This is a genomic window from Manganibacter manganicus, assembly GCF_002075885.1.
GTDB lineage: Bacteria > Pseudomonadota > Alphaproteobacteria > Rhizobiales > Rhizobiaceae > Mesorhizobium > Mesorhizobium manganicum.
Map to the genome: position 1 here is coordinate 119,352 of NZ_MDET01000002.1, position 24,810 is coordinate 144,161.

The 24,810-nt window shown below is 60.8% G+C and carries 21 protein-coding genes and 1 tRNA gene; 13 read left to right on the forward strand and 9 right to left on the reverse strand.

What is annotated here, in order from left to right; translation table 11 throughout:
* Window positions 1-259: 259 nt before the first annotated feature.
* The 8 genes from BFN67_RS02700 to BFN67_RS02735 all read left to right on the forward strand — a co-directional run bounded on the left by BFN67_RS02700 (window position 260) and on the right by BFN67_RS02735 (window position 7,873).
* A tRNA-Gly gene (locus tag BFN67_RS02700) sits at window positions 260-334 on the forward strand.
* A gap of 619 nt (window positions 335-953) precedes the next feature.
* A complete protein-coding gene (locus BFN67_RS02705; protein WP_080918057.1) occupies window positions 954-1,781 on the forward strand; it encodes a metallophosphoesterase family protein in 828 nt (275 codons plus the stop codon).
* 38 nt (window positions 1,782-1,819) lie between these two features.
* Window positions 1,820-3,028, forward strand: coding sequence for an ABC transporter ATP-binding protein (locus BFN67_RS02710; protein WP_080918058.1), 1,209 nt, complete (start codon window positions 1,820-1,822; stop codon window positions 3,026-3,028).
* Between the two features lie 17 nt (window positions 3,029-3,045).
* Window positions 3,046-3,945, forward strand: coding sequence for a carbohydrate ABC transporter permease (locus BFN67_RS02715; RefSeq protein WP_245295139.1), 900 nt, complete (start codon window positions 3,046-3,048; stop codon window positions 3,943-3,945).
* A complete protein-coding gene (locus BFN67_RS02720; RefSeq protein ID WP_080918060.1) occupies window positions 3,945-4,832 on the forward strand; it encodes a carbohydrate ABC transporter permease in 888 nt (295 codons plus the stop codon). Before BFN67_RS02715 ends, BFN67_RS02720 begins: the two co-directional genes overlap by 1 nt.
* 61 nt (window positions 4,833-4,893) lie before the next feature.
* Window positions 4,894-6,171, forward strand: coding sequence for an ABC transporter substrate-binding protein (locus BFN67_RS02725; RefSeq protein WP_080918061.1), 1,278 nt, complete (start codon window positions 4,894-4,896; stop codon window positions 6,169-6,171).
* An 89-nt stretch (window positions 6,172-6,260) separates the two neighbouring features.
* On the forward strand, window positions 6,261-7,094 hold the full coding sequence (locus tag BFN67_RS02730) for a phosphodiesterase (protein WP_080918062.1): 834 nt from the start codon (window positions 6,261-6,263) through the stop codon (window positions 7,092-7,094).
* Complete coding sequence (locus tag BFN67_RS02735) at window positions 7,091-7,873, forward strand: inositol monophosphatase family protein (RefSeq protein WP_080918063.1); 783 nt, start codon at window positions 7,091-7,093, stop codon at window positions 7,871-7,873. The genes BFN67_RS02730 and BFN67_RS02735 overlap by 4 nt, the downstream gene beginning before the upstream one ends.
* Before the next feature lie 128 nt (window positions 7,874-8,001).
* Here the strand turns inward: BFN67_RS02735 and iolB are convergent, their stop codons facing one another.
* The 5 genes from iolB to BFN67_RS02760 form a co-directional block, all read right to left on the reverse strand.
* Window positions 8,002-8,841 carry a 5-deoxy-glucuronate isomerase gene (iolB, locus tag BFN67_RS02740; protein WP_080918104.1) on the reverse strand — a complete coding sequence of 280 codons (840 nt, stop codon included), beginning with the start codon at window positions 8,839-8,841 and terminating at the stop codon, window positions 8,002-8,004.
* Window positions 8,842-8,852: 11 nt separating this feature from the next.
* On the reverse strand, window positions 8,853-9,770 hold the full coding sequence (iolE, locus tag BFN67_RS02745) for a myo-inosose-2 dehydratase (protein WP_080918064.1): 918 nt from the start codon (window positions 9,768-9,770) through the stop codon (window positions 8,853-8,855).
* Between the two features lie 36 nt (window positions 9,771-9,806).
* A complete protein-coding gene (iolD, locus tag BFN67_RS02750) occupies window positions 9,807-11,657 on the reverse strand; it encodes a 3D-(3,5/4)-trihydroxycyclohexane-1,2-dione acylhydrolase (decyclizing) (RefSeq protein WP_080918065.1) in 1,851 nt (616 codons plus the stop codon).
* An 18-nt stretch (window positions 11,658-11,675) separates the two neighbouring features.
* Window positions 11,676-13,601: a bifunctional 5-dehydro-2-deoxygluconokinase/5-dehydro-2-deoxyphosphogluconate aldolase gene (locus BFN67_RS02755; protein WP_080918066.1), complete on the reverse strand. Its 1,926-nt coding sequence runs from the start codon at window positions 13,599-13,601 to the stop codon at window positions 11,676-11,678.
* 133 nt (window positions 13,602-13,734) lie between these two features.
* The gene (locus BFN67_RS02760) at window positions 13,735-14,574 is read right to left on the reverse strand and encodes a MurR/RpiR family transcriptional regulator (protein ID WP_080918105.1); all 840 of its coding nucleotides are present in this window, start codon (window positions 14,572-14,574) and stop codon (window positions 13,735-13,737) included.
* A gap of 220 nt (window positions 14,575-14,794) precedes the next feature.
* On the opposite strand from BFN67_RS02760, the gene BFN67_RS02765 reads away from it, so the two are divergent.
* The 4 genes from BFN67_RS02765 (at window position 14,795) to BFN67_RS02780 (ending at window position 18,912) form a co-directional block, all read left to right on the forward strand.
* A complete protein-coding gene (locus tag BFN67_RS02765) occupies window positions 14,795-15,748 on the forward strand; it encodes a sugar ABC transporter substrate-binding protein (protein WP_139789000.1) in 954 nt (317 codons plus the stop codon).
* Window positions 15,749-15,829: 81 nt separating this feature from the next.
* Window positions 15,830-16,951, forward strand: coding sequence for an ABC transporter permease (locus BFN67_RS02770; protein WP_204842115.1), 1,122 nt, complete (start codon window positions 15,830-15,832; stop codon window positions 16,949-16,951).
* Between the two features lie 10 nt (window positions 16,952-16,961).
* A complete protein-coding gene (locus BFN67_RS02775) occupies window positions 16,962-17,759 on the forward strand; it encodes an ATP-binding cassette domain-containing protein (protein WP_080918068.1) in 798 nt (265 codons plus the stop codon).
* A 34-nt stretch (window positions 17,760-17,793) separates the two neighbouring features.
* Window positions 17,794-18,912, forward strand: coding sequence for a Gfo/Idh/MocA family protein (locus BFN67_RS02780; RefSeq protein ID WP_080918107.1), 1,119 nt, complete (start codon window positions 17,794-17,796; stop codon window positions 18,910-18,912).
* 27 nt (window positions 18,913-18,939) lie between these two features.
* On the opposite strand, the gene iolG is transcribed toward BFN67_RS02780, so the two are convergent.
* The 3 genes from iolG to BFN67_RS02795 all read right to left on the reverse strand — a co-directional run bounded on the left by iolG (window position 18,940) and on the right by BFN67_RS02795 (window position 22,843).
* The gene (iolG, locus tag BFN67_RS02785; RefSeq protein ID WP_080918069.1) at window positions 18,940-19,935 is read right to left on the reverse strand and encodes an inositol 2-dehydrogenase; all 996 of its coding nucleotides are present in this window, start codon (window positions 19,933-19,935) and stop codon (window positions 18,940-18,942) included.
* A gap of 154 nt (window positions 19,936-20,089) precedes the next feature.
* Complete coding sequence (locus tag BFN67_RS02790; RefSeq protein ID WP_080918070.1) at window positions 20,090-21,250, reverse strand: calcium:cation antiporter; 1,161 nt, start codon at window positions 21,248-21,250, stop codon at window positions 20,090-20,092.
* Window positions 21,251-21,391: 141 nt separating this feature from the next.
* Window positions 21,392-22,843 carry a patatin-like phospholipase family protein gene (locus BFN67_RS02795; protein ID WP_245295136.1) on the reverse strand — a complete coding sequence of 484 codons (1,452 nt, stop codon included), beginning with the start codon at window positions 22,841-22,843 and terminating at the stop codon, window positions 21,392-21,394.
* On the opposite strand from BFN67_RS02795, the gene BFN67_RS02800 reads away from it, so the two are divergent.
* The gene (locus tag BFN67_RS02800; RefSeq protein ID WP_139789001.1) at window positions 22,818-23,081 is read left to right on the forward strand and encodes a hypothetical protein; all 264 of its coding nucleotides are present in this window, start codon (window positions 22,818-22,820) and stop codon (window positions 23,079-23,081) included. The genes BFN67_RS02795 and BFN67_RS02800 overlap by 26 nt on opposite strands.
* Window positions 23,082-23,088: 7 nt before the next feature.
* Here the strand turns inward: BFN67_RS02800 and BFN67_RS02805 are convergent, their stop codons facing one another.
* Window positions 23,089-24,441, reverse strand: coding sequence for an alpha/beta hydrolase family protein (locus BFN67_RS02805; RefSeq protein ID WP_158083462.1), 1,353 nt, complete (start codon window positions 24,439-24,441; stop codon window positions 23,089-23,091).
* Between the last annotated feature and the right edge of the window lie 369 nt (window positions 24,442-24,810).

Here is a 24,810-nt window from a genome sequence, read left to right on the forward strand (position 1 = left end):
ATCACCTTTCGCTACGATGCCGTTCGTTTACGGCCAAAACGCGTGCGCGGGCAAGGCCGTTGCAGTATCGAGCACCGACAGTGTCCGGCCGATCCGCCGGGCGACGCTTCTTTGATGCGCAATAGGGTGGCGGTGAGACCCATGGGTGAACAGCCGCGTCGCCGGAATATCGAACAAGGAAAAAACGCGTGATTTCCCTGTTGCAATCGCCAGGCTCTTCGGCCATATAAGCGCGGCTTGCGGTCGCGAGGCCGCGCGAGCGGGTGTAGCTCAGGGGTAGAGCACAACCTTGCCAAGGTTGGGGTCGAGCGTTCGAATCGCTTCACCCGCTCCAGTTTCCCCACGTCGAAAAGCCGCGGTTTCTCCGCGGCTTTCGTGTTTTTCGGGTAGTTGAAATCGCAGGGCGCGGAAGCAGTTCAGAAGGCCGCGGTTACACGCGGGTCACCAGTTCGGAAATTGACGCAGCATAAATCGGGGCGGCGAACTCACCGAAACCCGCCGGATTTAGACTAGACAGCGGTCGTCAAGTACGACGCAGCACGATGAATATCATGCAACCCTCCAGCGTAAAAAAATGCTTGAAAGCGCCAGTGCAACTATCCCAAGCCTCTAAAGGTTGCGCACAAATATCCGATTCTGATATTCACTTATACTATTTTCATGTAAAACTGATACTTTTTTGAATAGGTGCTTTCTTTATCTCGGCCGAATGTCATTTGCCTGTCACTTTCGCTTGATAGTTTTATCGTGTTGTGAAATTATTTTCACGCTGGAATGAGGATGGCCGGCAGCGTCAGGGCAGATAACGAAAAAACGGCCCGACCCTGGGAGGATGACATGGACACTGGCATAAACATGTGCCGCTTCCTGTATCGAGCACGGCCGGAACAGTCGGCTTCCTGCGTCTGCGACGTCTTTCACCGAACAGTTTTCATGTTTGAGGCACGGCGCCGATGACTCGCATTCTCCAGATATCCGACACGCATCTTAGCCCGACCAAGCGCCACTTCCATGACAACTGGCGCCCCTTATGCGACTGGATCGCACGGCAGAACGCCGACCTCATTATCCATACAGGCGATGTGACGGTGGACGGCGCCGACGTCGAGGAGGACATGCGCTATTGCTCGGCGTTGCTGCGGACCCTCGACGTGCCGGTCCTGTGCGTACCGGGCAATCACGATGTCGGCGAACCAAAGCATCGCCACCAACCGGTCAACACGAAACGGCTGGAGCGCTGGCGCCGGCATTTCGGCCCCGATCACTGGTTTCATGACGTCGAGAACTGGCGTCTCATCGGTTTGGATTCCATGCTTTTCGGTAGCGACGAGCCCGCCGAGGCGGAACAATTCGAATGGCTTGAACAAACGATGCACGACGCAGATGGGCGACGCATCGCCTGGTTCACACACCGACCGCTTTTCATCGAACGTCCCGACGAGGGTGACGTCGGCTACTGGGCTCCGCCGCCGGCCCCGCGCGCCCGGCTTCTGGAGACTGTGCACGATCACAACGTCTCGCTGATCGCCAGCGGCCATCTGCACAAGGCTCGCGACGTGAGCTTGGGTGAGGTGCGGCTGATCTGGGGTCCGTCATCAGGCTTTGTCGTCGGTGCCACGCTGCAACCGGCCAACATGGCAGGCGAGGCACGGCTTGGCGCGGTTGTTTATGAATTCAAGGGGTCTGGGTTCACCGTGGAATTCGCCGATATTCCCGGCCTCGCACCATTTCGCATCGATGACGTGCTGCACGAGGTCTATCCGCCCCACGAAACAGCCTGATCGCAGGCAGCCAACCGCATGCGACGACGGGAGACAACATGGCCAAGGTTGAACTGCACAATCTGAGGAAGTCGTTTGGGTCGGCCGAAGTTCTTTCCGATATCAATCTTTCCATCAAGGATGGCGAGTTCCTGACCTTGGTCGGGCCGTCGGGATGCGGAAAATCGACGCTCATTCGTATCATCGCCGGGCTGGAGCCGCAGACAAGTGGCAGCATCAGCATCGATGATCAGTCGATAGATCATCTGCGCCCGCACGAACGGCGCGTCGCGATGGTGTTCCAGAGCTACGCCCTCTACCCGCACATGTCGGTCTTTTCCAATATTGCCCTGCCGCTGACGATGACCGCACTCAATCTTTACGAGCGCCTGCCACTGATCAAGCTGCTGTCGCCGCGCCGCCGCAAGATCATGAAGCAGATCGGCGAAGAGGTGAAAGCGATCGCGGCGCAATTGCAGATCGAACCGCTGTTGGGCCGCAAACCGGCTCAGCTTTCCGGAGGCCAGCGCCAGCGTGTCGCGCTCGGGCGGGCCATGGTGCGCCATCCGGCGGCGTTCCTGATGGACGAGCCACTATCGAATCTTGATGCGAAACTGCGCGTGCACATGCGCAGCGAGCTTGCCGAACTGCACCAGCGCCTAGGCTCCACATTTATCTACGTCACCCACGATCAGGTCGAGGCCATGACCATGTCGGACCGGGTGGCGATGATGGACGCAGGCAAGATCCTGCAACTGGGCACACCCGATGAGCTTTATGCCCGACCGGCCAATATAAAGGTCGCGCAATTCATCGGCAGCCCCACCATCAACCTGCTGCCGGCACGAGTTGGCCAAGACGGACAAGTGGAACTGTCTGGAAAGCCGCTGCCGATCCGTGCCAACCTCACTGAGGGCAGCAACATCACCATCGGCATCCGGCCAGAAGCATTGCAGCCGGAGATCGTGACCCATACCCTGCCGCATCAGGCATCGCTGCCGGTTCATCTGCGCCGAAGCGAACATCTCGGATCGGAAAAAATCCTTTATTTCGGCGTCCCGGATGTGGAAGACCTTACGGTCACATCACGCGTGGCGGCCAGCGTGCCTGACGCGAGCCTCAAGATCACAAATCTGGCCTTCGATCCATCCGCCTGCCATCTCTTCGATGGTAACGGCGAGCGGATCGAGGTTGCAGCCGTGGCCAGCGGCAGGCAGAGCGCAAATATCGACAAGCGCTTCCTTCCAACGGGGAGCCATGTCTCATGAGCACCGTTGCCGTACCGATGATGAGCGCCCCTCCGGGTCGCCGCCAAGCTGTCATGGAGCGGATCATGGCGGCCGGATTTGCTCTGCCGGCTCTACTGCTGCTCCTCCTTACCATTCTCGTCCCGCTCGGCGTGCTCGCCTATCTCAGTTTCACCGATTACGAGCTTGGTGCGGTCGATGTAAATTATGTCGGCTTGAGCAACATCACCTCGGCCCTGACAGACCCCACTTTTCGTCGCGCGCTGACCAATACGCTGATCTACGTGGCGATCGTCCTGCCCGGATCAGTGATCCTGTCGTTGCTGGTCGCGGTGCTGGTGCATCGACGCAAGCGCACGAGGTCGCTTTACGAGATCATCTACTTCCTGCCGGTTACTTCTACCTTCATCGCCATGGCGACCGTCTGGCAATTTGTGCTGCATCCGAGCCTCGGGCCGATCAGCGCGGCCCTGCGCTGGCTCGGGATTGGCGAAATTGCATTCCTCAGCGATCCCTCACTGGCCCTGCCCACTCTTGCCGTAATCGGCATCTGGCAGTTGATCGGCTTCAACATGGTCCTCTTCCTAGCCGGTCTTTCGACAATCCCGAAAGACCTTTACGAGGCTGCGGAAATCGACGGCTGTGGCGGCGAGATCGACCGTTTTATGACCATCACCTGGCCGCTGCTCGGCCCGACGACGATGTTCGTCATCGTCACCAGTTCGATCACCGCTTTCAAGGTCTTCGATACCGTGGCCGTGCTGACTCATGGCGGCCCCGGCGGTTCCACGGAAGTCCTGCTCTATGACATATATCTGGAAGGCTTCCAATATTTCCGCATGGCCTACGCCGCGGTCCTCACCTTCATCTTCCTCATCTTCATCCTGGTGTTTTCCATACTTCAGACCGTCGTGATGGATCGCAAGGTGCACTACTGATGAACGCCCAGTCCTATATCGCCTCGCAGGCAGCAAATCAGCCGAGCAGGATCAATTCGGCAGGCAGGCGCTTTGCGTCGCTCTTCATCACGCACGCCATCCTGCTCACCGGCGTGGCCTTCATCCTGTTGCCGTTCATCTGGATGCTCATCACCTCGATCAAGCCGCCCGACGAGGTTTTCAACGCTCAACTCAGGCTCTGGCCGAAGCAGTTCTACGGCATCGAGAATTACACGATGGCGCTGACCAGCGCGCCGCTGCTGCGGTTCGCCTTGAACGGCCTCATCGTTTGCGGCGGTATCCTGATCGTCCAGTTGCTGGTGGCGATCCCTTGCGCCTACGCGCTCGCCAAGCTGAAATTTCCCGGCCGCAATGCGCTGTTCGTTCTCGTCCTGCTTGGACTTTGTGTTCCCGAACAGGTTCCGGCACTGCCGATCTATATCGGGCTGGCCAAGGTTGACCTGCTGAACACCTATTTCGCCATGATGGTGCCGTTCTTCCTGTCGGTGTTCGCGATCTTCCTGTTCAGGCAGTTCTTTCGCAGCTTTCCCGATGACATCATTCACGCCGCACGCCTCGACGGCATGAGCGAATTCGAGATCGTCTGGCGAATCGTCACGCCGAGCGCGATGCCGGCCATCGCGGCATTCGCCGTGTTCTCATTCGTTGCGCACTGGAACGATCTTTACTGGCCGCTGATCGTTATATCCGACGTCAACCTGGCGCCACCGCCGCTCGGCATGATGTTCTTTTCCGATGCCGAGGCCGGCACGAATTACGGCGCGCTTACCGCTGCCGCAACGATCCTTACTGCACCGCTGCTGATCGTCTTCCTGTTCGCCAGGCGACGCTTCATCGAAGGAATCACTATGACCGGCGTGAAATAGTGATCGGGTGGCGGCGCCATCCGGCGTCCGGTGTCCGACAAGAGACCAACGGAGAAAACCAATGAAATTTCTTTCGAAACTCATCGGAGCCGCCGCCGCTCTTGGGTTTGCGGGCATGTCGTCCGCATTTGCCCAATCGCCGGTTACGCTCGACGTCTTCTACGCCTTTCCCTCTTTCGCGAAATTCCATGAGCCGATTGCCGGGGAGTTCATGAAGGAGCATCCCGACATCAAGATCGAATTCAGGGCGCCCGCAGCCAGCTACGATGAAGGCCACCAGGCCATGCTGCGCGCGGCCATTACCAACAATTTGCCCGACGTCTATTATTCCGGCTATCACCTGCTCAGCGAACTGGTCGGCAAGCTAAAAGCCCGCAGCCAGATCGTTGACCTCGGCCCGCTGATGGATGCCGAGCCCGCGGAGTGGCGCAGCGCCAATTATGCCGACAACATTCTGGCGCTCGGCAAGGAAGACGGTACGCTCTACGGGTTGCCCTTCAACGCTTCGATGCCGATCATGTACTACAACGCCGATCTGGTGAAGAAAGCCGGCGGCGACCCGGACAATATGCCTACCGATTGGCCGGGGATCATGGATCTCGCCAAGAAGATCAAGGCGACCGGCCCGAATATTGCAGGCCTCGCCTACAACATCCACGACTGGCCGGACGAGTGGTTGTGGGACGCCATGCTGATGCAGAGCGGCGGTGCTCTGACAAAGGACGGCAAGGTGGCTTTCGGCGACGAGCACGGCCTGGAGGCGCTCGAATATTTCCGCAGCTTCGTTACCGATGCGGGCATGCCGCTCATCGATTGGGATCAGTCGCGGCAATCCTTCATTGCCGGGCAGATCGGCCTGTTCTTCGACACGCCGGCGCGTCTCAACCAGGACACGGAACTGATCGGCGACCGTTTCGAACTGCGCACGGCTGTATTTCCGATCGACGACAAGGAAAACGGCGGCCTGCCGACGGGTGGCAACGCGGCGGTCATCACGGCCAAGGACCCTGCCAAGCAGAAGGCGGCGTGGGAATTCCTGAAATTCGTCACCAGCCCCAAGGCGCAGGAGATGGTCGTCAAGATGAGCGGCTACCTGCCGACGAACAAGGCCGCGACCGGTCCGGACTATCTCGGTCCCTTCTACGAAGCCAATCCGAACTTCAGCACCGTCGCCAAGGAAATGGACAAGTCGATGCCATGGCCGGGCTATTCCGCCGGCAACACGGTGCGCATCTGGCGTACGCAACGTGAGATCATCGCCGGGGTCATGCGCGGCGATATCTCGCCTAAGGATGGGCTGGATCGTCTCGTTTCGGAAACGCAGGCGCTGATGAAATAACCATCAGCGCCCCGCTGAGGGACGCCGCAATCCAACAATCGGGGCGCTGCTTATCGTGCAGCGCCCTTCCTCTGCCAGCCGGATGTTCCATGCTTATTGCCCAGATCAGCGACTTCCATATCCGCCCCGAAGGCCAGATGGCCTATGCCGGGCTAGACACCAACGCCATGGCGCGCCGCGCCGTGGCGACGATTACGGCGCTCGACCCCGCGCCTGACTGCGTGCTGGTGACCGGCGACCTCGCCGATTGCGGACGCGCGGAGGAATACGAGATCGTCGCGGACATTCTTTCCACTCTGCCGATGCCCGTCTTCGTCATTCCCGGTAATCATGATCGCCGGGAAACCATGCGCGACGTGCTGGCGCCGACCTTCCCCTATCTGCGCCAGGCCGACGATTTCCTTCATTATGCAATCGAGGATTTCCCCGTCCGCCTGATCGGCCTCGACACGGTGCTTGCGGGCGAGGATGGCGGCGCCATCTGCGCGGCGCGCGAAGCTTGGTTTGCCGCCCGGCTTGCCGAAGGCGACGGCCAGCCGACGCTGGTTTTCATGCATCATCCTCCCTTCCGCGTCGGCGTATCCGGCATGGACATAATGATGTGCGATGTCGGCGCTGGTTTTTCCGACCTGATCCGCAAGCATGCTGAGATCGAGCGTGTGACATGCGGGCATTATCATCGCCCGATCACCACGCGCTATGCAGGCACGATCGGTTTGGTCGCGCCCGGCATCGCGCATCAGGTGGCGCTCGACCTGCGTCCAGGCGAACCCAATCGCTTCATCATGGAGCCGCCCGGTTTTGCGCTCCACGCCTGGGCGCCGGAAACCGGCCTGATCACCCACATCGCACCAATCGGAAATTTCGGGCCGAGTCGCGATTTCGTGCTCGACACCGCCTATCCTGGAAAGAACGACCAATGAGCCGCTATACCGATCTTCTGGATGCCGCCGAAACCGTCGCGCAGCGGGCAGCAAATACGCTTGTAGCCATGCGCGATCACCAGCTTGACGTGACCCGCAAGGAAGGCCTCGACATCGTTACCACAGCCGATCTTGCCTCCGAACGTATCATTCTGGACGGCCTCAGGTCACTGACGCCGGATGCCGCCATTCTGTCCGAAGAGGCGGGCGAAAGCGGCCCCGCCGGCGGTTCGCGCTGGATCGTCGATCCGCTGGACGGAACAGTGAACTATGCCGCCGGCCTGCCGTGGTTCTCAGTCACCATGGCCTACCAGGAAGGCGGCGTGACGCGCCTCGGCCTCACGCTGTCACCGGCGGCGGGCCTGAAGGCGCGCTTTTGCGAAGGTGAGTTGGCGACGGTTGACGGTCGGCAGGCGAAGGTGTCCTCGACGAGCCGCTTGGCGGATGCCGTCATCGGGGTCGTGCTGACTTCGCATTTTTCAGAGGACGAGGTTCGCCGCACCGCCGAGATCATCCGCCGACTCGGCAATGTTGCGCGCGGCGTACGCATCATCGTCTCGGGCGCATACGAATTCTCCACGATCGCGTCGGGACGGCTCGACGCTACCGTCTCCATCAAGGCCGACATCGTTTCCTACGCCGCCGCCATGCCGCTTCTGCGGGCCGCCGGCGGACGGGTGACCACGCTCGACGGACATGACGCTGCGGACGGCGACACCGTCAAGATCGCATCCAACAGTCTGCTGCACGCCGAACTTTTGGCCTGCATCGATAGATGAAGCAGTTGAGCCTCAGTTCTTCGTGGCTGTAGACCGCAGCACCAAGGAAGTATCGTCAGGCGTTTCCACAAAGACTTCATGTGGCGGAGGTCCTTCGCAATTGGGCAACGCGCGGACACCTTCTGTCATCACCTGTCAGCCGGGCTTTCATCGGCCGGCGCGTTCAAGAGCCATTCATGCTCAGGCGCGTTGTGGAACTTCCACGTCCGCTTCGGCCCCGCCATGACATTGAGATAATACAGATCGTAGCCGTGGCAGGCGGCACAGGGGTGATAGCCCTTGGGCACCAGCACCACGTCGCCATCCTCCACCGCCATCACCTCGTCCAGACCGCGTACGCCATTGGCCTCCGCGTCGGTATAGACACGCTGGAAAGCAAAGCCCTGAGCCGGGTCGAGGCGGTGATAATAGGTCTCTTCCAGATAGGATTCGACCGGCAAATTATCGCGGTCATGCTTGTGCGGTGGATAGGAGGAGGTGTGGCCGCCTGGCGTGATAACCTCGACCACCAGCAGCGAATCCGCAGGCTCGTCCTCGGGAAGTATATTGGTGACATAACGGGTGTTGGTGCCTTTTCCGCGCACCTCCTGCCCCAGCGTGTCGGGCGCGATGACGCGCGCCGGCAAGTTGCCGCCGAGGCCGGGCGCGGAACAGACGGCAAGCTCCAGTTCCGTTTCTGCGGTTACCGACCAGTTGGAGCCTTGCGGCACATAGATCGACCACGGCTTGCCGTCGAAGGGCGACATGCGTTGGCCGAGAATGCCGAATTCCCTCCCGGCCGCGTCAGTTCTGCCCCTGCCGGTGATGAATACCAGGCAAACTTCGCGCGACCCGGTTTCGGCCGAGACCGCCTCACCGGCCTTCAATCTGTGCAGATCGAACCCGACATAGGTCCAGCCGGCGCTTTGCGGAGTGACATGCGCGATACGGCCGTGGCCGCGATTTGCCTTGACGAGCAGGTTCGTCATAGTTGCCTCCATCATTTGTCGGGAAACCCTTGGATTTCCACGGTGTAACCGGCTGCAGCCATCACCCGCATCAGTTCCTTGTGACCGATCTGAGCCATCTTCAGCGGCGGGTTCTTTTTCGGATCCTGCTCCGCCTCGACCACGAACCAGCCCTCATAACCGTGTTCGGCCAGTTTCCGCACGATTGCGGCAAAATCGAGCGAACCGTCGCCCGGCACGGTAAAGGCGCCGAGCGCGACGGCATCGAGGAAGGATTGCCTTTCCCAGTCCAGTGCGTCGATAACCGGCTGGCGGATATCCTTCACATGGACGTGGCCGATGCGCTTGTGATGCCTGTCGATGGCGCGCAGCACGTCGCCGCCGGCGAAGGCGAGATGTCCGGCATCGAGCAGCAGCGGGATGCCTTCGCCGGAGTTCTTCATGAAGCTATCCAGTTCATGCTCGAACTGCACGACGGCGGCCATATGGTGATGATAGGCAAGCGGCATGCCCTCTCCCGCGCACCATTCGCCGAATTCCGTCACCTTGCGGGCATAGGCTTTCATCTCTGCGTCGGAGAGCACCGCCTTTTGTGCCAGCGGCTTCGTCCGGTCGCCCTGGATCGAGCGGCCGACCTCGCCGTAGACAATGCAGGGGGCACCGACCGCCTTGAACAGCGCGATCATCGGCGCGATGCGGTCCTTGTTCGCCGACAGGTCCTCGACCGTCAGCGTGCCGGAGAACCAGCCGCCGCACAGCGTCACGTCCGCTTTTTTTAAGATCGGCAGCATGACATCCGGATCGTCCGGAAAGCGGCGGCCCTTCTCCATGCCGGTGAAGCCGGCCGAGCGGGATTGCCGCAGGCATTCCTCCAGCGACACGTCGTCGGAGAGTTCGACAAGGTCGTCGTTCCACCACGCGATGGGCGACATGCCCAGTTTTGCCTTCAAGATGATCTCCCGTACTCTCTTTCCGCCTGATCCGGCTCAATCGCCGACGTGCTGCGCCTTGCGCTTTTCCTCATACTCTTTGCGCGCGGCAACGACTTGCGGGCGCGACGAGACTTCCGGCACGGCGACATCCCACCAATGGCCGCCGGCCTCGGTCGAAATCAGCGGGTCCGTGTCAATGACGATAACGGTTGTGCGCTCGTTCGCCTTTGCCGCCGCCAGCGCCGTTTCCAACTCGGAGATGGACGACACCTTCTGCGCAATCGCACCGAGGCTGGCAGCGTGCGCCGCAAAGTCGATGTCGGGCAGCGTCTCGTGGCGCGCGTCTTTGAGCAGATTGTTGAAATTGGCGCCGCCGGTAGCCATCTGCAGCCGGTTGATGCAGCCGAAGCCACGATTGTCGAGGAGCACGACGGTGAGTTTCAGCCCAAGCATGACCGAGGTGGCAATCTCGGAATTGAGCATCAGGTAGGAGCCGTCACCGATCATGACGACGACCTCCTTGTCCGGCCGCGCCATCTTCGCGCCGAGCGCGCCGGCGATCTCGTAGCCCATGGTCGAAAAACCGTATTCGGCATGGTAGGAGCCGGGCGTTCCGGCCTGCCACAATTTATGCATTTCGCCCGGCAGCCCGCCGGCAGCATGCAGTGCGATGACGTCGAAACCCATGGCACGTTGCACGGCGCCGATCACCTGCGCATCCGATGGCAGAGCGGCATTGGCCGGCGCAGTCGCTTTGCCGGCTTCGGCTTGCCATTCGGCCTTGCCCCTGACGGCGCCGTCGGTCCAGGCAGCGGACGCCGCCCAGCCTTGCAAGGCGTCCGTCAATTCCATCAGCCCTTCCTTCGCATCCGCCACCAGCGGCAGCGCCTGGTGCTTGCCTGCGTCGAAGGGCTGGACATTGAGTCCGATGAGGGTCTTCCCCTCACCCTTGAACAAGGCCCACGAACCGGTGGTGAAATCCTGCAACCGCGTTCCCACCGCCAGCACGACGTCGGCTTCCTCGGCCAGCCGATTGGCGGCCGAAGTGCCGGTGACACCGATGGCGGCCATGTTGAGACGGTGATCGTCCGGCAATGACGACTTCCCGCCCTGCGTCTCGCAGATCGGGATGCCGGTTGCCTCGACGAAGCCTGCCAGCGCAGCGCAAGCGCCTGAATAGAGCACGCCGCCGCCAGCGACGATCAGCGGCTTTCTGGCTGTTTTCAGCGCGGCCACCGCAGCAGCCAGTTCGTCACGGTCCGGCCGCACCCGGCGTGGTGCCCACAAACGCTCGTCGAAGAAGCTCTCGGGATAGTCGTAGGCTTCCGCCTGCACGTCCTGGCACAGCGCCAGCGTCACCGGGCCGCAGTCTGCCGGATCGGTCAGCACCTGCATGGCGCGGTTCAGTGCCGGCACGATCTGCTCGGGCCGGGTGATGCGGTCGAAATAACGCGATACGGGCTTAAAGCAGTCGTTGACGGTGACGGTACCGTCGGAAAAGTCCTCGGCCTGCTGCAAGACGGGATCGGGAATGCGATTGGCGAAGACGTCGCCGGGCAGGAGCAGCACCGGCAGCCGGTTGACGTGCGCAACGGCGGCGGCCGTCACCATATTGAGCGCGCCGGGGCCGATGGAACTGGTGGCGGCCATGAAGCGGCGGCGAAAATTGGCCTTGGCATAAGCGATGGCCGCATGCGCCATCGCCTGCTCGTTGTGGGCGCGGAAGGTGGGCAGCGTCTCGCGCTCGCCGTAAAGCGCCTCGCCCAGCCCGGCGACATTGCCGTGCCCGAAGATCGCCCAAACGCCGCCGAAGATCGGCACAGTCGTGCCGTCAATCGCAGTCATCTGCCGGCTCAGAAAACGGGTGAGCGCCTGTGCCATGGTGAGACGAATGGTTTTCGTCATCGCCTTCCTCCCTACCCTTTATGCCGCCGCACGGCCACGCGCCGCAAGCCACGCGCGGGTTAGCCTGTCGAAACGGGCTGCCATGTCGGCAATCGCCTCCTCGTCCGATATCGTGCCAGAGAACCACTTTTCGGCAGCATCGATGAACAGGGTGCGACCGACGGCGAAACCCTTGACGAGCGACACGTCCGCAGTTGCGGCGAAGGCCAGTTCCAATTCGTCCTGCGGCGCCTCCAGCCCCAGCAGGACGACACCGCGACACCACGGATCGTGCTTCACAATGATTGCCTCTATGGCTTTCCACGCATTGGGTGAGTTCTGCGGCTCCAGCTTCCACCAATCCGGCCTGATGCCGAGTGCATAGAGTTCCTCCAGAACGCGCGGAACGGTCTCCTCATTCACCGGCCCACTCTTCGAAGCAATGATCTCGATGAGCAATTCCCGCTTCACCTTGCGGGCGGCATCGAACAGGGCGCGTAATTTCTCCTGCTGCTCCTGTTTCAATGCGGGTGGATCGTCCGGGTGGTAAAAGCACAGGCACTTGATGCAGTGGGTGACCGGCCAATCGATCAGTTGCGAACCGATGTCCTGGGAAAACTCGAAACGCAACGGCCGCGAACCCGGCAATTCCACAGGCCGCCCCAGCCAGGTGAAAGGATGTCGGGCGAATTCGAACAGCGCCTCACGTCCATGTTTCTCGTCGATCAGCATGCCGTAGCCTTCACGGCCAGCAGCAATTCTCGCCGCCGCCTTCACTGCCAGCACCTTGAACGCATTGATGCGGGAAAACTCGGCGCCGGCCTTTTGCGCCACCGCTTCGAGTTGGACGCGATGGTCACAGGCGAAGGCCATCAGCGAAGGAGTTTCCCGCCGCCGCGTGGTCGCCCAATGGATGTGGGCTATCGCCTCATCCTTGCGCAGCGCATGGTGCTTGCTGCCATGCTCTAGGAAGAAGGTCAGTTCCTCGAAGGTCGGATATTCCGGCGCGCACAGCAGGCGCGACACCGCAAAAGCACCGCAGGCATTGGCCCAGGTGGCCGCCGTCTCAAGGCTCTCGCCACCCAGCCAGCCGCGCAGGAAGCCCGACATGAACGCGTCACCGGCACCAAGGACATTGTAAACCTCGATCGGAAAGCCCTTTCCGACAATGCCGTCTTCGAGATCGTCGGGGATCGGACCATCATAAACGATGCAGCCCATGGCGCCACGCTTGAGCACAATGGTGGCCTGCGACAACGCACGGATCGTCTTCAGCGCCGCCAGCAGATCGCCCTCGCCTGAGGCAATCAGCACTTCTTCCTCGGTGCCGACTATCAGGTCGCACTCCGGCAGCACCGCCTTCATTTCGGCCGAAACGCGGTCCGACTTCACATAGCGGCCGAAGCCTTCCGCGTGCCCGCCAAGCCCCCACAGGTTCGGTCGATAATCGATGTCGAAGACGACCTTGCCACCGCCTGCCTTGACGATGCGCATCGCCTTGCGCTGCGCCTCGGCAGTGTTTTTTCGCGAAAAATGCGTGCCCGTCACCACAACCGAACGGGCCGAAGCGACGAAAGCCTCGTTCACATCGTCGGGCTCCAGCGCCATGTCGGCACAATCGGTGCGCACGAAGATCATCGGCGACACGCCCTCGTCCTCGACCGACAAAAGCACCAGCGCGGTCAAGCGGTCGGGATCGGTCTTGAGTGCGGAGACCGAGATGCCTTCGCGTATGAGTTGCTCACGGATGAAGCGGCCCATCTGCTCGTCGCCGACCCGCGTCAGCAATGCCGACTTCAGGCCGAGCCGCGCGGTACCGACGGCGATGTTGGCCGGGCAGCCGCCGACCGACTTGGCAAAGGAGGCAATATCCTCAAGCCGCGAGCCTATCTGCTGGCCGTAGAGATCGACTGAAGCACGCCCGATGGTGATAACGTCAAGCGCGGTATCGACAGCTTCACTCACCCGCACCTCCCGGCTTTCCGCGTCTCAACAGCCAGCCACGCCGGCACTTCTTTAATGAAATATCAATTCCATTCCGTGGTCAATATAGAACGTACGTTCTCAAACCGTTCAGGACGTGTCGTCGCAATCTATGCTATGCGTCGATGCCGCGTTCGCGGCGCTTTTCCGCCACGGAGACAGCAAGCGCCATGGCCAACGCCATGGTTGCCGAAAGCGATCGGAAACCAGCAAAATCCGCCTCCGCCACCTCAAACCAGACCTTCGCGACCTGCGCCAATGGGGAGAAGGCGCTGTCCGTGATTGCAACGACCGGCACGTCCTGCTTTGCCATCGCGCGAGCCTCATCGACGGTGGCAGACGCATAGGGCGAGAACGAAATGGCGATGGCGGCGTCCCGCGGCGTGGCGAAGCCGATCATCTCGGCATCCAGACCGCCAGCCGATTCGATGAGTTGGCTTCGGATCTTCAGCTTGCCCAGAGCGTAGGCAAGGTAAGAGGCGACGGGATAAGAGCGCCGCTTGGCGAGGATATAGACGGTGTTGGCATCGGCCAGCAGATCGATAGCCCGTCCCAGATGCACTTCGTCGATGCTGCGTGCGATATCGGCCAGCGACGTTGACGCCGCCGTTACGAAGCTGTCGAAAACGGCGCGATGGCCCGCACCGGAATCCGCCTTGGCACGCAACGTCGAAAGCCGCTCGTCATAGGAGGATGTGCGCTCGCGCAAGCGCTCACGGAACACCGACTGCAAGGCCGTGAAGCCGTCGAAGCCAAACTGCTGGGCAAAACGCACGAGGGTCGAGGGTTGCACGCCGGCCAGGGTCGCGATGCTGGCAGCGGTGCCAAAAGCAATGTCATCGGGATTGTCGAGCGCATAAGCGGCGACCTGGGCGATGCGTTTGGGCAGACTTTCGCGCCGCTCCAGAATTGCGGCGCGCAGAGACTCGAAATCGCGGGGCGCCGCCATCCCCATGGTATCGCTATCGCTCATTCTTTTCCCCTTCCGCGAGACAATGCCGGGATTTTTTGCGCCCGTCGAAATTCAGCAACGACAGGATAAGTGCAAGCGCGAAATGCCCGCCCGGTTTCATTCCCTACGGCCGCTTGACGCGTTCACCTGAAATGGAATATATAATCCAAAAAGTATCACTTTGGTAGATAAATTCCAAGCAAGCGTCTCTCGGGAGGAGAACATGGGAACTCAACTGAAGAAACTTCTGGCAGCCGCTATCGCGACGCTGCCGCTGATAGCAGGCTATGGCACTATCGCACATGCCGAGGGCGAGCATTTCGTCTTCGTCAGCCATGCACCGGACACCGATTCCTGGTGGAATGTCATCAAGAACGCGCTGAAAAATGCTGCGGCCGACACCAAGACCACCGTCGATTACCGCAATCCGCCGAGCGGCGACATTGCCGACATGGCGCGCATCATCCAGCAGGCCACGGCCACGAATCCCGACGGCATCATCACCACAATCGCCGACTTCAACGTATTGCAGAGCGCGATCCAGGGTGCCATCGCCAAGGGCATTCCCGTCATTACCGTGAATTCAGGCACGGCCGAACAATCCAAACAGCTTGGCGCGCTGATGCATATCGGCCAGCCGGAATACGATGCCGGCAAGGGCGCCGGCGAGCGGGCCAAGGCGGCGGGCGTCACCGACTTCGTCTGCGTCAACCATTACATCACCAACGCCGCCTCGGTGGAGCGTTGCCAGGGCTATGCCGACGGCCTCGGCGTGCCGCTCGGCGATCATATGGTCGACTCCACGCAGGATCCGACGCAGGTTTACAACAAGGTGAAGGCCTATCTGACCAGTCATACGGGTACCAACGGCATCCTGACATTGGGGCCGAATTCGGCGGAACCGACGATAAAGCTGCTGCGTGACACCGGTGAAACCTCGAAATACAACTTCATCACCTTCGACCTGTCCGCCAGTATTTCAAAGGGCATCAAGGACGGGATCGTCGAGTCGGCCATAGACCAGCAGCCTTACCTGCAAGGCTACCTGCCGGTCGTCCTTTTGACCCAGTATGTGCGGTACGGCGTCATGCCCGCCAACAACATCAATACCGGACCTGGCTTCGTTACCAAGGACAATATCGAAATGGTCGAGAAGCTGGCCGGCGAATACCGCTAAACGGCTGCAAGGAGCACGCGGTCCGCTTCATCAGGAAGCCGGCATCCGCGTGCTTCATTTCCGCTCTGGATGAGAAGCGAGATGGCAGAAGACCCAACCGTCGCGACTGTCGCACAGCCGTTGGATGAGCGGCTGCAAAGGCAATCCGGCCTTCGCAGGCTTTTATCCCGCCCCGAACTGGGAGCTATAGCCGGCACCGTTCTGGTCTTCCTGTTCTTTGGCGCGACCGCGCACGGCACCGGCATGTTCGCCGCCGACGGCATCCTGAACTGGATGACTGTCACCGCGCAACTGACCATCATCGCCACCGGCGCGGCGCTCCTCATGGTTGGCGGTGAATTCGATCTGTCGGTCGGCTCCATGATCGGCTTCGCCGGCATGATGATCGCCATCCCAACCGTCTATTTCGGATGGCCTATCGAAATCAGCGTCATCTTCGCCTTCTGCGGCGCATTGTTGATCGGGTTTCTCAACGGGCTGGTTGTGGTGCGCACCCGCCTGCCATCCTTCATCGTCACGCTGGCCTCACTTTACATCCTGCGTGGCATGACGATTGCGCTGTCCATCCTGTTTGCCAATCGCACCATCGTCTCTGGCGTCAAGAATTTTGCCGGCGACTCGTTTGTGGTGCCGCTGTTTTCAGGCAAGGCGTTTCCCGGCCTGTTCATCTGGCTGGCCGATGCCGGGATCATCGGTAAGCTGCCAAACGGCCAACCGTCCGTGCAGGGCGTACCGGCGATGGTGATCTGGGCTTTTGCCATCGCACTGATCGGCCATATCGTCTTGTCGCGTACCCGCTTCGGCAACTGGATTTTCGCGGCCGGCGGCGATGCCAACGCCGCCCGCAATGTCGGCGTACCGGTGGCGCGGGTGAAGATCGTCCTGTTCATGGTCACCGCATTCTGCGCCACCGTCTATGCCACCTGCCAGGTGATGGAGTTCGGCTCGGCCGCCGCCGATCGCGGCGTGCTCAAGGAATTCGAAGCCATCATCGCAGCCGTTATCGGCGGCTGCCTGCTGACTGGCGGCTACGGCTCGGTAGTCGGTGCCTTCTTCGGCGCGCTGATTTTCGGCGTGGTGCAAATGGGCATATTGTTTACCGGTGCGCCGAACGACTGGTTCCAGGTGTTTCTCGGCCTGATGCTGCTTACTGCCGTTCTGTTCAACAACTACATCCGCCGCCGCGCCACGGGCGAACGTTGAGGGGGCAATCATGAGCGAATCCGTCTCGGCCAAGCCCGCGCTGATCGAAGTTCGCGATCTGGTCAAGCATTTCGGCCCTGTCGTGGCGCTCAACGGCGTATCGATGAAGGTACGCAGCGGTGAGGTTTTGTGCCTTCTGGGCGACAATGGCGCGGGCAAGTCCACACTGATCAAGACGCTGTCGGGCGTGCACAAGCCGACCAGCGGCAGTTTCCTGGTTGACGGCAAGCCGATTGCTTTTCACACACCGCGAGACGCGCTCGACGCCGGCATCGCCACCGTGTACCAGGATCTGGCGATGGTGCCGCTGAGTTCCATCGCCCGCAATTTCTTCATGGGTCGCGAACCGCTGCGGCGCGTCGGGCCATTCAAATTCCTCGACCTCGCCTTTGCGGAGAAAGTGGCGCGCGAGGAGATGAAGAAGATCGGCATTGATTTGCGTGACTCCAGTCAGGCGGTGGGCACGCTTTCCGGCGGGGAGCGGCAATGCGTGGCGATTGCGCGGGCGGTCTATTTCGGTGCCAAGGTGTTGATCCTCGACGAGCCAACCTCGGCGCTCGGCGTGGCGCAAACCTCCATGGTGCTGAAATATGTCAACCAGGTGCGGGCGCGCGGATTGGGCGTCATCTTCATCACCCACAATGTCCGCCACGCCTATGCGGTGGGCAACAGCTTTACCGTTCTAAATCGCGGCCGCACGCTCGGCACCTTCGAGAAGGCCGGGATCAGCATCGAAGAATTGCAGAACCTGATGGCCGGCGACAAGGAATTGCAGTTCCTGTCGAACGATCTTGGCGGAACGGTGTGAGCGCCGTGTCGCTCGCACCGAAGACGTTGCCGGCATGAAAGACATTGGCGTTGGTCTCATAGGCTCAGGCTTCATGGGCAAATGTCACGCCATGGCCTGGCGCTCCGTCGGCGGCGTCTTTGCCGCTGCCGGTCGCCCGAAACTGGCCCATCTGGCGGAAGTCAACGCCGAGTTTGCGCAGGATCGCGCCACCGAGTTCGGCTTTGAAAAAGGCTCAGGCGATTGGCGCGCGGTCATTGCCGACCCGAAAGTCGATGTTGTGTCGCTGACCGCCCCCAACCAGTTCCATGCCGAAATAGCGCTTGCCGCACTTGCTGCGGGCAAGCATTTATGGTGCGAAAAGCCAATGGCGCCGAGCTTTGCCGAAGCCGAGGCGATGGCTGAAGCGGCCAAAAATTCCGGCAAGGTTGTCGCCCTTGGCTACAACTACATACAGAGTCCGGCGATCCGCCAGATCGGCGCTTTATTGACGGAGAACCGGATCGGTGTCGTCAACCATCTCAGGATCGAGATGGATGAGGATTTCATGGCCGATCCCGAAATACCGTTCAACTGGAAGCACGACGCAAAGTCGGGCTATGGCGCGCTCGACGATTTCGCTGTCCATCCGCTGTCGCTGGTCTCGGTGCTGTTCGGCCGCGTCGCGCGCGTCGTCTGTGACATGGCAAAACCTCATGCCGAGCGTACCACCGCCGACGGCCAGCGCCGGGCAGTCGAGACCTGGGACATCGCCAACGTGCTGATGAGGCTGGAAAGCGGCCTCTCGGCCACCTTGCAGGTCAATCGCTCAGCCTGGGGCCGCAAGGGGCGCATCTCGGCCCAGATTTTTGGGTCGAAAGGCACGATCCTGTTCGATCAGGAGCGTTTCAACGAGTTCCAGCTTTACCTTACCGCAGACCGCCCGGCCGAACAGGGTTTCCGCACCGTATTGACCGGGCCGCAGCACGAGCCATACGCTGCCTTCATTCCGGCACCCGGCCATGGGCTCGGCTTCAACGAACTGAAAATCATCGAATGCCGCGAACTGATCGCTCGCATACGCGGCGAGGCAGGCACGCGGCTGATTGGCTTCGACGAGGGGTTGGAGATTGAACGCACGGTGCATGCCATGGCGCTCTCCTTCCAGGAGGGCGGTTGGGTGAACGTGCGATGACGATTTCTTGCTCGGAATATTGCCGCTTCAGACCTCGATACGCACCGTCCTGCCGGTCTTGACGGACTCCAGCGCCGCATCCGCCAGCTTCAGAGCGGCCAGCCCGTCCGCGCCGCTCGGTGACGGCTTCTGGCCCTTGGCCAAGGCTTCGATGAAGGCGGAAATTTCGTTGGCGTAAGCATCGATATAACGTGTCATGAAGAAGTCGTGCAGCGGCGGGCGGGTGTAGCCCTTGTCATTGGCCAGTTCGATCGACACCGGTCGCTGGTTTTCCGCCGACACCATACCCTTCGAGCCATGCACCTCGATACGTTGGTCATAACCGTAAGTGGCGCGGCGCGAATTGGATATGAGCGCCTGCCTGCCGCTCCCTGTCTCCAGAATGACGGAGACGGAGTCATAGTCGCCTGCCTCGCCGATCTTTTCGTCCACAAGGACAGAGGCATGCGCGGAAACCGAAACCGGCTCCTCACCAAGCAGGAAGCGCGCCATGTCGAAATCGTGGATGGTCATGTCGCGAAAAATACCGCCCGAGCGATTGATATAATCAACCGGCGGCGCACCGGGATCACGTGATGTGATCGTCGCCATCTCGACCTTGCCGATGTCGCCATCCAGAATGGCTTTCTTCACGGCGATAAAATGCGGATCGAAACGGCGGTTGAAGCCAACCATCAGTGTTGCTCCAGCCTCATCGACTGCAGCGAGACACTCGCTCACGCGCCCAATATCGAGATCGATCGGCTTTTCGCAGAAAATCGCCTTGCCGGCCGCAGCGAACCGCTCGATCAGATCGGCATGGGTGTCGGTCGGCGTGCAGATCACGACTGCGTCGATGTCCTTCGCCGCCTCGATTGCCTCAATGGAACGGACTTCGGCGCCATATGCAGTGGAAATCCGCGTTGCAGCCTCGTAGAAGGCATCGGCAACAGCAACCAGCGTCGCTTGCGGATTGGAGGCGACGGCACGCGCATGCACCTTGCCGATACGCCCGGCGCCCAACAGACCGAAACGAACCGCCATGACGAACCTCTTCCGCAAATGGAATGGACTATCCGTATACTCAACTTATGAAACATTTATTCCAGAAGAGGCATGAGCGTCAAGCAGCGGGCGCGCTTCGTCTGACGAAAATCCAATGATGTCGCCGCATCGCTATGGAGCCGCGAAGCGCCCGTCAATCCTGGAAGACAAATAGCAAAAACGAGAGGAACAGCAGGACGTGAACAAGGCCTTGGAGGACATGCGTGCGGCCGCTTCCGAAGGTGATCAGACTGACAGCCAGCGTAAGGACAAGCAGCACGAGATCGACGTGCTCAAGGCCAAGAATGAGGTTATGCCCGGTGATCCATGCGACCGTCAGCATGATCGGCACAGTGAGGCCGATTGTCGAAAGGACGGAGCCAAGGAAGATATTGACGGACCGTTGCAGATGGTTGCGCCGTGCTGCCTGCACCGCCCCGATGCCTTCCGGGGCGGCTACCAGAATCGCAATTATTACTCCGCTTATTGCATCGGGCGCCCCCAAAGTTTCAGTTATGTAGTCTATCGGGCGCGCCAACTGGTCGACGAGAAAAACGATCGGAACCATATAGGCTAACAGCAACCACACATGCGGCCATACCGATGTCGTTTGGCCCGCTATTCGTGCATGCTCGACGGATTGTTCCGGCAAGGCGAAGTATCCCCGGTGGCGACCCATCTGCAGAAGCAGAAAAGCCACGTAAAGGCCGGCCGCCATGAGGCCGACAGCGATTTGCTGGAGTCCCGACAAGGTCGGGCCGTTCGCCGCTACGGTAAAATCAGGAAGCACAAGGCTGAAAACGGCCAGCGGAACGATGACACCAAAATAGGCATTCGCTCCCTGTAGATTGTATTGCTGCTCCCGATGTCGAAGCGCGCCGAGAAGCAAGGACAGGCCTACCATGCCACCAAGCACAATCATGACGACCGAATAGAGCGTGTCGCGCACCAGCGTGGGATTGGGCTCTCCGTGCAGCATGACGGCTGTAATGCTCATAACTTCTATGCCGGTTATCGAAAGCGTCAGGACCAGTGTCCCGAACGGCTCGCCGAGACGTTCAGCGATCTTTTCCGCATGCCGCACGACGTTCAGCGCCGATCCGAGCACGATGGCAAAGAGCCATAAGAGCAGAGCCGCCAGCCATGCCGGATTGTTCAACCGGGTAAAAAGATGGTCATGAAAACCAAGAAAGATCAGGCCTGTCCCAAGGGCGGCAGCGAGGAACCATTCATTTTTGACCGAGTATTGCGCTGGGTCGGCAGCCGGCGAGGATCTCGCGTTGCCTGCCGTCCGATCCCGGTCAGGAAAGATCATGCTGAGTTGCCTTCCCGCTTGCAGAATTTACTGGTCAACCAACCCCGATACGCCCGGCAATCTAATGGAAACCTGAATGAAAACGGTCGAGTGAAGCCCGCCAACCATGGATGTTTCCGCAAGGTTCCTGAGGCGGCAAATTCAACGGCTTGCAACCAACGACCCATCTGTGTTGTCGAAGATCGGCGCGTGCTTGCGCGCTTGATCTGCCACGGCATTGATGTTGGCGTTACGTCTAACGGCGCCCCTGGCAGCGCTTATGACCAGGTCCACCTGTGCCCGCGGCAGCTTAAGGCGTGTCGGAACGCCGTTCAAGCGCGCGAACAATTCCGGGGCTGCCTCGCGAAAGGAGATATGCTCCGTCGTCACGTTCACATCCCGGCAATCCCACTGCTCGAGCGTGCCGCGAAGTTTGAGAACCTCCTCGCGCCCCAGTCCGCACCGATAACGCACAAGCCTATCCTGCCACTGTTTGAGCGCGAGATCGACGGCGTCGAAGCCGGTGCGTGTCGCCCATGCCAGCGCGGTGTCGGATGCGGCGACAATCACCTTGTCGAGCCGTGTCGTGACAGGCGAAAGGCCCCATCTGTACTGCGTGTGCACCCCCGCATCGGTGACGACGAACAGAAAATTTCGCAACCGAACCGCCTGGCGAGGAGAAAGCGGCGCATAAGGCTTATCTGCTTTGGCGCGCTCCAGCGTAAGGCCGGTGATACCGAGATTGTCGGTAAGACCGCCGTCAAGAAGACGTACAAAGTTGAGATCGGTGTTGGACTGATACGAATCAAGCGCTCTCGCATAGGCCTGCAAGCGAATGGAAGGATTCTTCGCCTCCAGGGCCCGCTTCATCCAGCGCGGACGTTGATAGTGGCAGTCCACCTTGGGCGTCTGCAGGATCATCGGTGCAAACACCACCGGAAAGGCGGCGGAGGCGCCAACCGCGTCAGCGATCTTGAGTTCGTCGATGTCGCTGCAAAGCGCGGCAAAGGTGTCGCGCGTGAAGAGGAAAGGCGCGCTGTTGTATATATCCGAGGCTGTCAGCCAGACGATCGGCCTGTCCGGTTTCCTGAAGGCTGAAAAAGTCGCCCGCTCGAAAAGCTTTTCGTCCAGCCAGCGGGCGAAGCTGCTGCGATCGTTGGCGCCACCGTCAAAGGCCGCCGTGAGTAATGTCCCCGGCCCGATGCTGGTCGACATATAGGCTTCGGCATTCCGGTACAGGAACCGTTCGCGGAAATCCCTGTAGTCATCCTTGCCCTTGTAGCCGAGATATGCCGCCGTGACCGCGCCGCCCGACGTTCCGGCGACGGTACGCACATCATCGATCAGCGTTCGGCGGTAGGGAACCGTGTCGATGACCATGGAATCGAGTTCCAGAAGTGCGCCATAGGCCCATGCCGCCGCGCGCATGCCGCCGCCCGAAAACGCCAGCGCCACAACGGTCGAGCCGTCATCGCCGGCATCGGGAATATAGTCCGGCGAAGGGGCCTCGGGCCGCGTGGTCACCACATTGATGGGCGTCGTGTCGATGGTCCCGCAACCGGATATGGCGAGCCCCGCGCCGAGCGCCATGGCCTGCCAAGCCTTGGAAATCATGCCTCTCATGCCCGCCCCCTTGCCGCGCCTACCGCTCGAAATCGCCGAACCCGCATTGTTGATTGCAATGTCGGGTTTCGAGACGGTTCCGCGGCCGGCGACTTACGAAATATCCAACATTGCCAATGCCTTGGCGCCGACGCAACCGCGCGAAGATGAAAAATTTCCCGACGGCCCTATTGTTGGCGGCAATTTGTTGGCGTTTTCGGGCGCAGAACCGCCGCACGCATTTCGCTGAAAATGCCCTAACTGTCGCCGAGCGCCTCCTCCAGCCAGTCGAACACTGTCGCATTGCGTGTGCGCGGCGCCAGCGGCCCGTCATGCAGGCCCGCGCCCTCGGCGGCGGTGAATTTCACCAGCGCCTTGGGACCGGTCAGCAAGTCAAGAAGCCTTTCGCCGCCGTCGGGGAAATATTGCTCGCCTTCATACTGGGTCACCAGCATCGGAATCTTCACCTTGGGCGCGACATCGGCGACCTGATACTGCTGGACCGTATGCGCGAAAGTCCACAGGCTGTCGAACATCTTGCCGGCGCGCGCCGCCTCCAGAAATTGCGCGCCGTAGATTTCCGAGCGTTTCGACAGCGTAAAGCGCGCCGGCGGCGGCAAATGGGGAACGACCTCCTTTTGCCAGATCTGGTCGACCTTTTCCCGGCTGCCGCCCTTGGCGATCAGATCGCGCAGTTGCGGCGGGTAGGCCAGCCAACTGTCCACCGAGCCCGGATCGGCGACGACCGCGGCAAGCCGCGTCTCGAAGGCGGCGGCGCGCGTGGCCAAAAGCCCGCCGAAGCTCCAGCCGGTCAGGGCGATCCGCCTGGCATCGACATCGGGGCGCGCTTCGAGAAAATCGACCACCGGCGCGATCACCTTTTCCCAGTCGGGCCGGAAGGGCATTTTGCGCTCGAACAGCATCGATCCCTGGCCCGGCCCCTCGAAGATCAAGGCATTCCAGCCTCGTTCCACTGCGGCGGCGGCGCCGAACGCAAAGACATCGACGAACTGCGCATCGCTGCCGTTCAGGACGATGACGGTCGGGCGCGAACCGGTGCCGCCGCTGAGGAAGTAGCCGGGCAGATGGGTGTCCTCATAAGGGATCCGCACCTGCTCCAAGGCCGGCTGGAAGAGCTGGCTGGCGGCATGCCATTGTTCCTGCATCTTGCGATACAATGCAGGTTCGGCTTCCGGCTTGTCCGTTCCCAAAATGAAATACAGGGACTGGTTGTAATATTGCGCCGCCCGCATATGGGCGGAACGCGCGCTGATCTTATGGCCGGCTTTCCCGGCCTTGGCGGCGTTCGCCGCGAGCCGCTCGGCAAGGGCGGTAAAGTGATCGCAGAAGCTTTGATAACCGGCGCCGGCCTCGTTGATCCCGTCCACGGTGGCGAAAATCTCGCCGGCTTCACCGGCGCCATAGGACGCACCGCCGAGTGCAAAGAGCGCCTGGAAATTCAGGTCCGGCTGTTCGAACAGGCGGATGCCCCGCACCGGCCCGGCCGTCACCGGATCGGGTGTGGCGGCGTCAGCCCCCGAAACGGTCCCTCCGGTGACAAGCGCCGCACCTGAGATTACCGACCCGTGCAGGAAAAATCTGCGACTCAAAGCTTGGCCAGGCATCGTCCCCCCCTTTTCGTATCTGGATTTTCTCCAGCCGCTCGGTCTGCATGGCGAAATAAAGCTGAAGCCGGCGCGCCACGCCAATTCATACGAGAGGTCCTGGATGTTGACGCATCCAGGCCGCCTCAATCGCCGGCGCGGACCATCTGGGCCACTTGGCTTCGCGCCAACGGGCGCGGCGCGCGGTCGCGCGCTCCAGCGATCATTCAAAATGTCCGCTGGTATCGCATCCTCTGGCCCGAGCGTATCTCCCACTGCTCGTTCTGACAATGCCGCCCCTGCCCGGCGCGTCGGCACCACGACATAAGAGGCGAAGGAATAGTCTAGATCCATTGATACCGGCGCCCGGAGCCG

What these genes read in the sequence shown, in the direction of transcription:
- BFN67_RS02705 (WP_080918057.1), top strand. Translation starts at nt 954, where the DNA reads ATGACTCGCATTCTCCAGATATCCGACACGCATCTTAGCCCGACCAAG.
- BFN67_RS02710 (WP_080918058.1), top strand. Translation starts at nt 1,820, where the DNA reads ATGGCCAAGGTTGAACTGCACAATCTGAGGAAGTCGTTTGGGTCGGCC.
- BFN67_RS02715 (WP_245295139.1), top strand. Translation starts at nt 3,046, where the DNA reads ATGATGAGCGCCCCTCCGGGTCGCCGCCAAGCTGTCATGGAGCGGATC.
- BFN67_RS02720 (WP_080918060.1), top strand. Translation starts at nt 3,945, where the DNA reads ATGAACGCCCAGTCCTATATCGCCTCGCAGGCAGCAAATCAGCCGAGC.
- BFN67_RS02725 (WP_080918061.1), top strand. Translation starts at nt 4,894, where the DNA reads ATGAAATTTCTTTCGAAACTCATCGGAGCCGCCGCCGCTCTTGGGTTT.
- BFN67_RS02730 (WP_080918062.1), top strand. Translation starts at nt 6,261, where the DNA reads ATGCTTATTGCCCAGATCAGCGACTTCCATATCCGCCCCGAAGGCCAG.
- BFN67_RS02735 (WP_080918063.1), top strand. Translation starts at nt 7,091, where the DNA reads ATGAGCCGCTATACCGATCTTCTGGATGCCGCCGAAACCGTCGCGCAG.
- iolB (WP_080918104.1), bottom strand. Translation starts at nt 8,841, where the DNA reads ATGACGAACCTGCTCGTCAAGGCAAATCGCGGCCACGGCCGTATCGCG.
- iolD (WP_080918065.1), bottom strand. Translation starts at nt 11,657, where the DNA reads ATGACGAAAACCATTCGTCTCACCATGGCACAGGCGCTCACCCGTTTT.
- BFN67_RS02760 (WP_080918105.1), bottom strand. Translation starts at nt 14,574, where the DNA reads ATGGGGATGGCGGCGCCCCGCGATTTCGAGTCTCTGCGCGCCGCAATT.
- BFN67_RS02765 (WP_139789000.1), top strand. Translation starts at nt 14,795, where the DNA reads ATGGGAACTCAACTGAAGAAACTTCTGGCAGCCGCTATCGCGACGCTG.
- BFN67_RS02770 (WP_204842115.1), top strand. Translation starts at nt 15,830, where the DNA reads ATGGCAGAAGACCCAACCGTCGCGACTGTCGCACAGCCGTTGGATGAG.
- BFN67_RS02775 (WP_080918068.1), top strand. Translation starts at nt 16,962, where the DNA reads ATGAGCGAATCCGTCTCGGCCAAGCCCGCGCTGATCGAAGTTCGCGAT.
- BFN67_RS02780 (WP_080918107.1), top strand. Translation starts at nt 17,794, where the DNA reads ATGAAAGACATTGGCGTTGGTCTCATAGGCTCAGGCTTCATGGGCAAA.
- iolG (WP_080918069.1), bottom strand. Translation starts at nt 19,935, where the DNA reads ATGGCGGTTCGTTTCGGTCTGTTGGGCGCCGGGCGTATCGGCAAGGTG.
- BFN67_RS02790 (WP_080918070.1), bottom strand. Translation starts at nt 21,250, where the DNA reads ATGATCTTTCCTGACCGGGATCGGACGGCAGGCAACGCGAGATCCTCG.
- BFN67_RS02800 (WP_139789001.1), top strand. Translation starts at nt 22,818, where the DNA reads ATGGCCTGCCAAGCCTTGGAAATCATGCCTCTCATGCCCGCCCCCTTG.
- BFN67_RS02795 (WP_245295136.1), bottom strand. Translation starts at nt 22,843, where the DNA reads ATGATTTCCAAGGCTTGGCAGGCCATGGCGCTCGGCGCGGGGCTCGCC.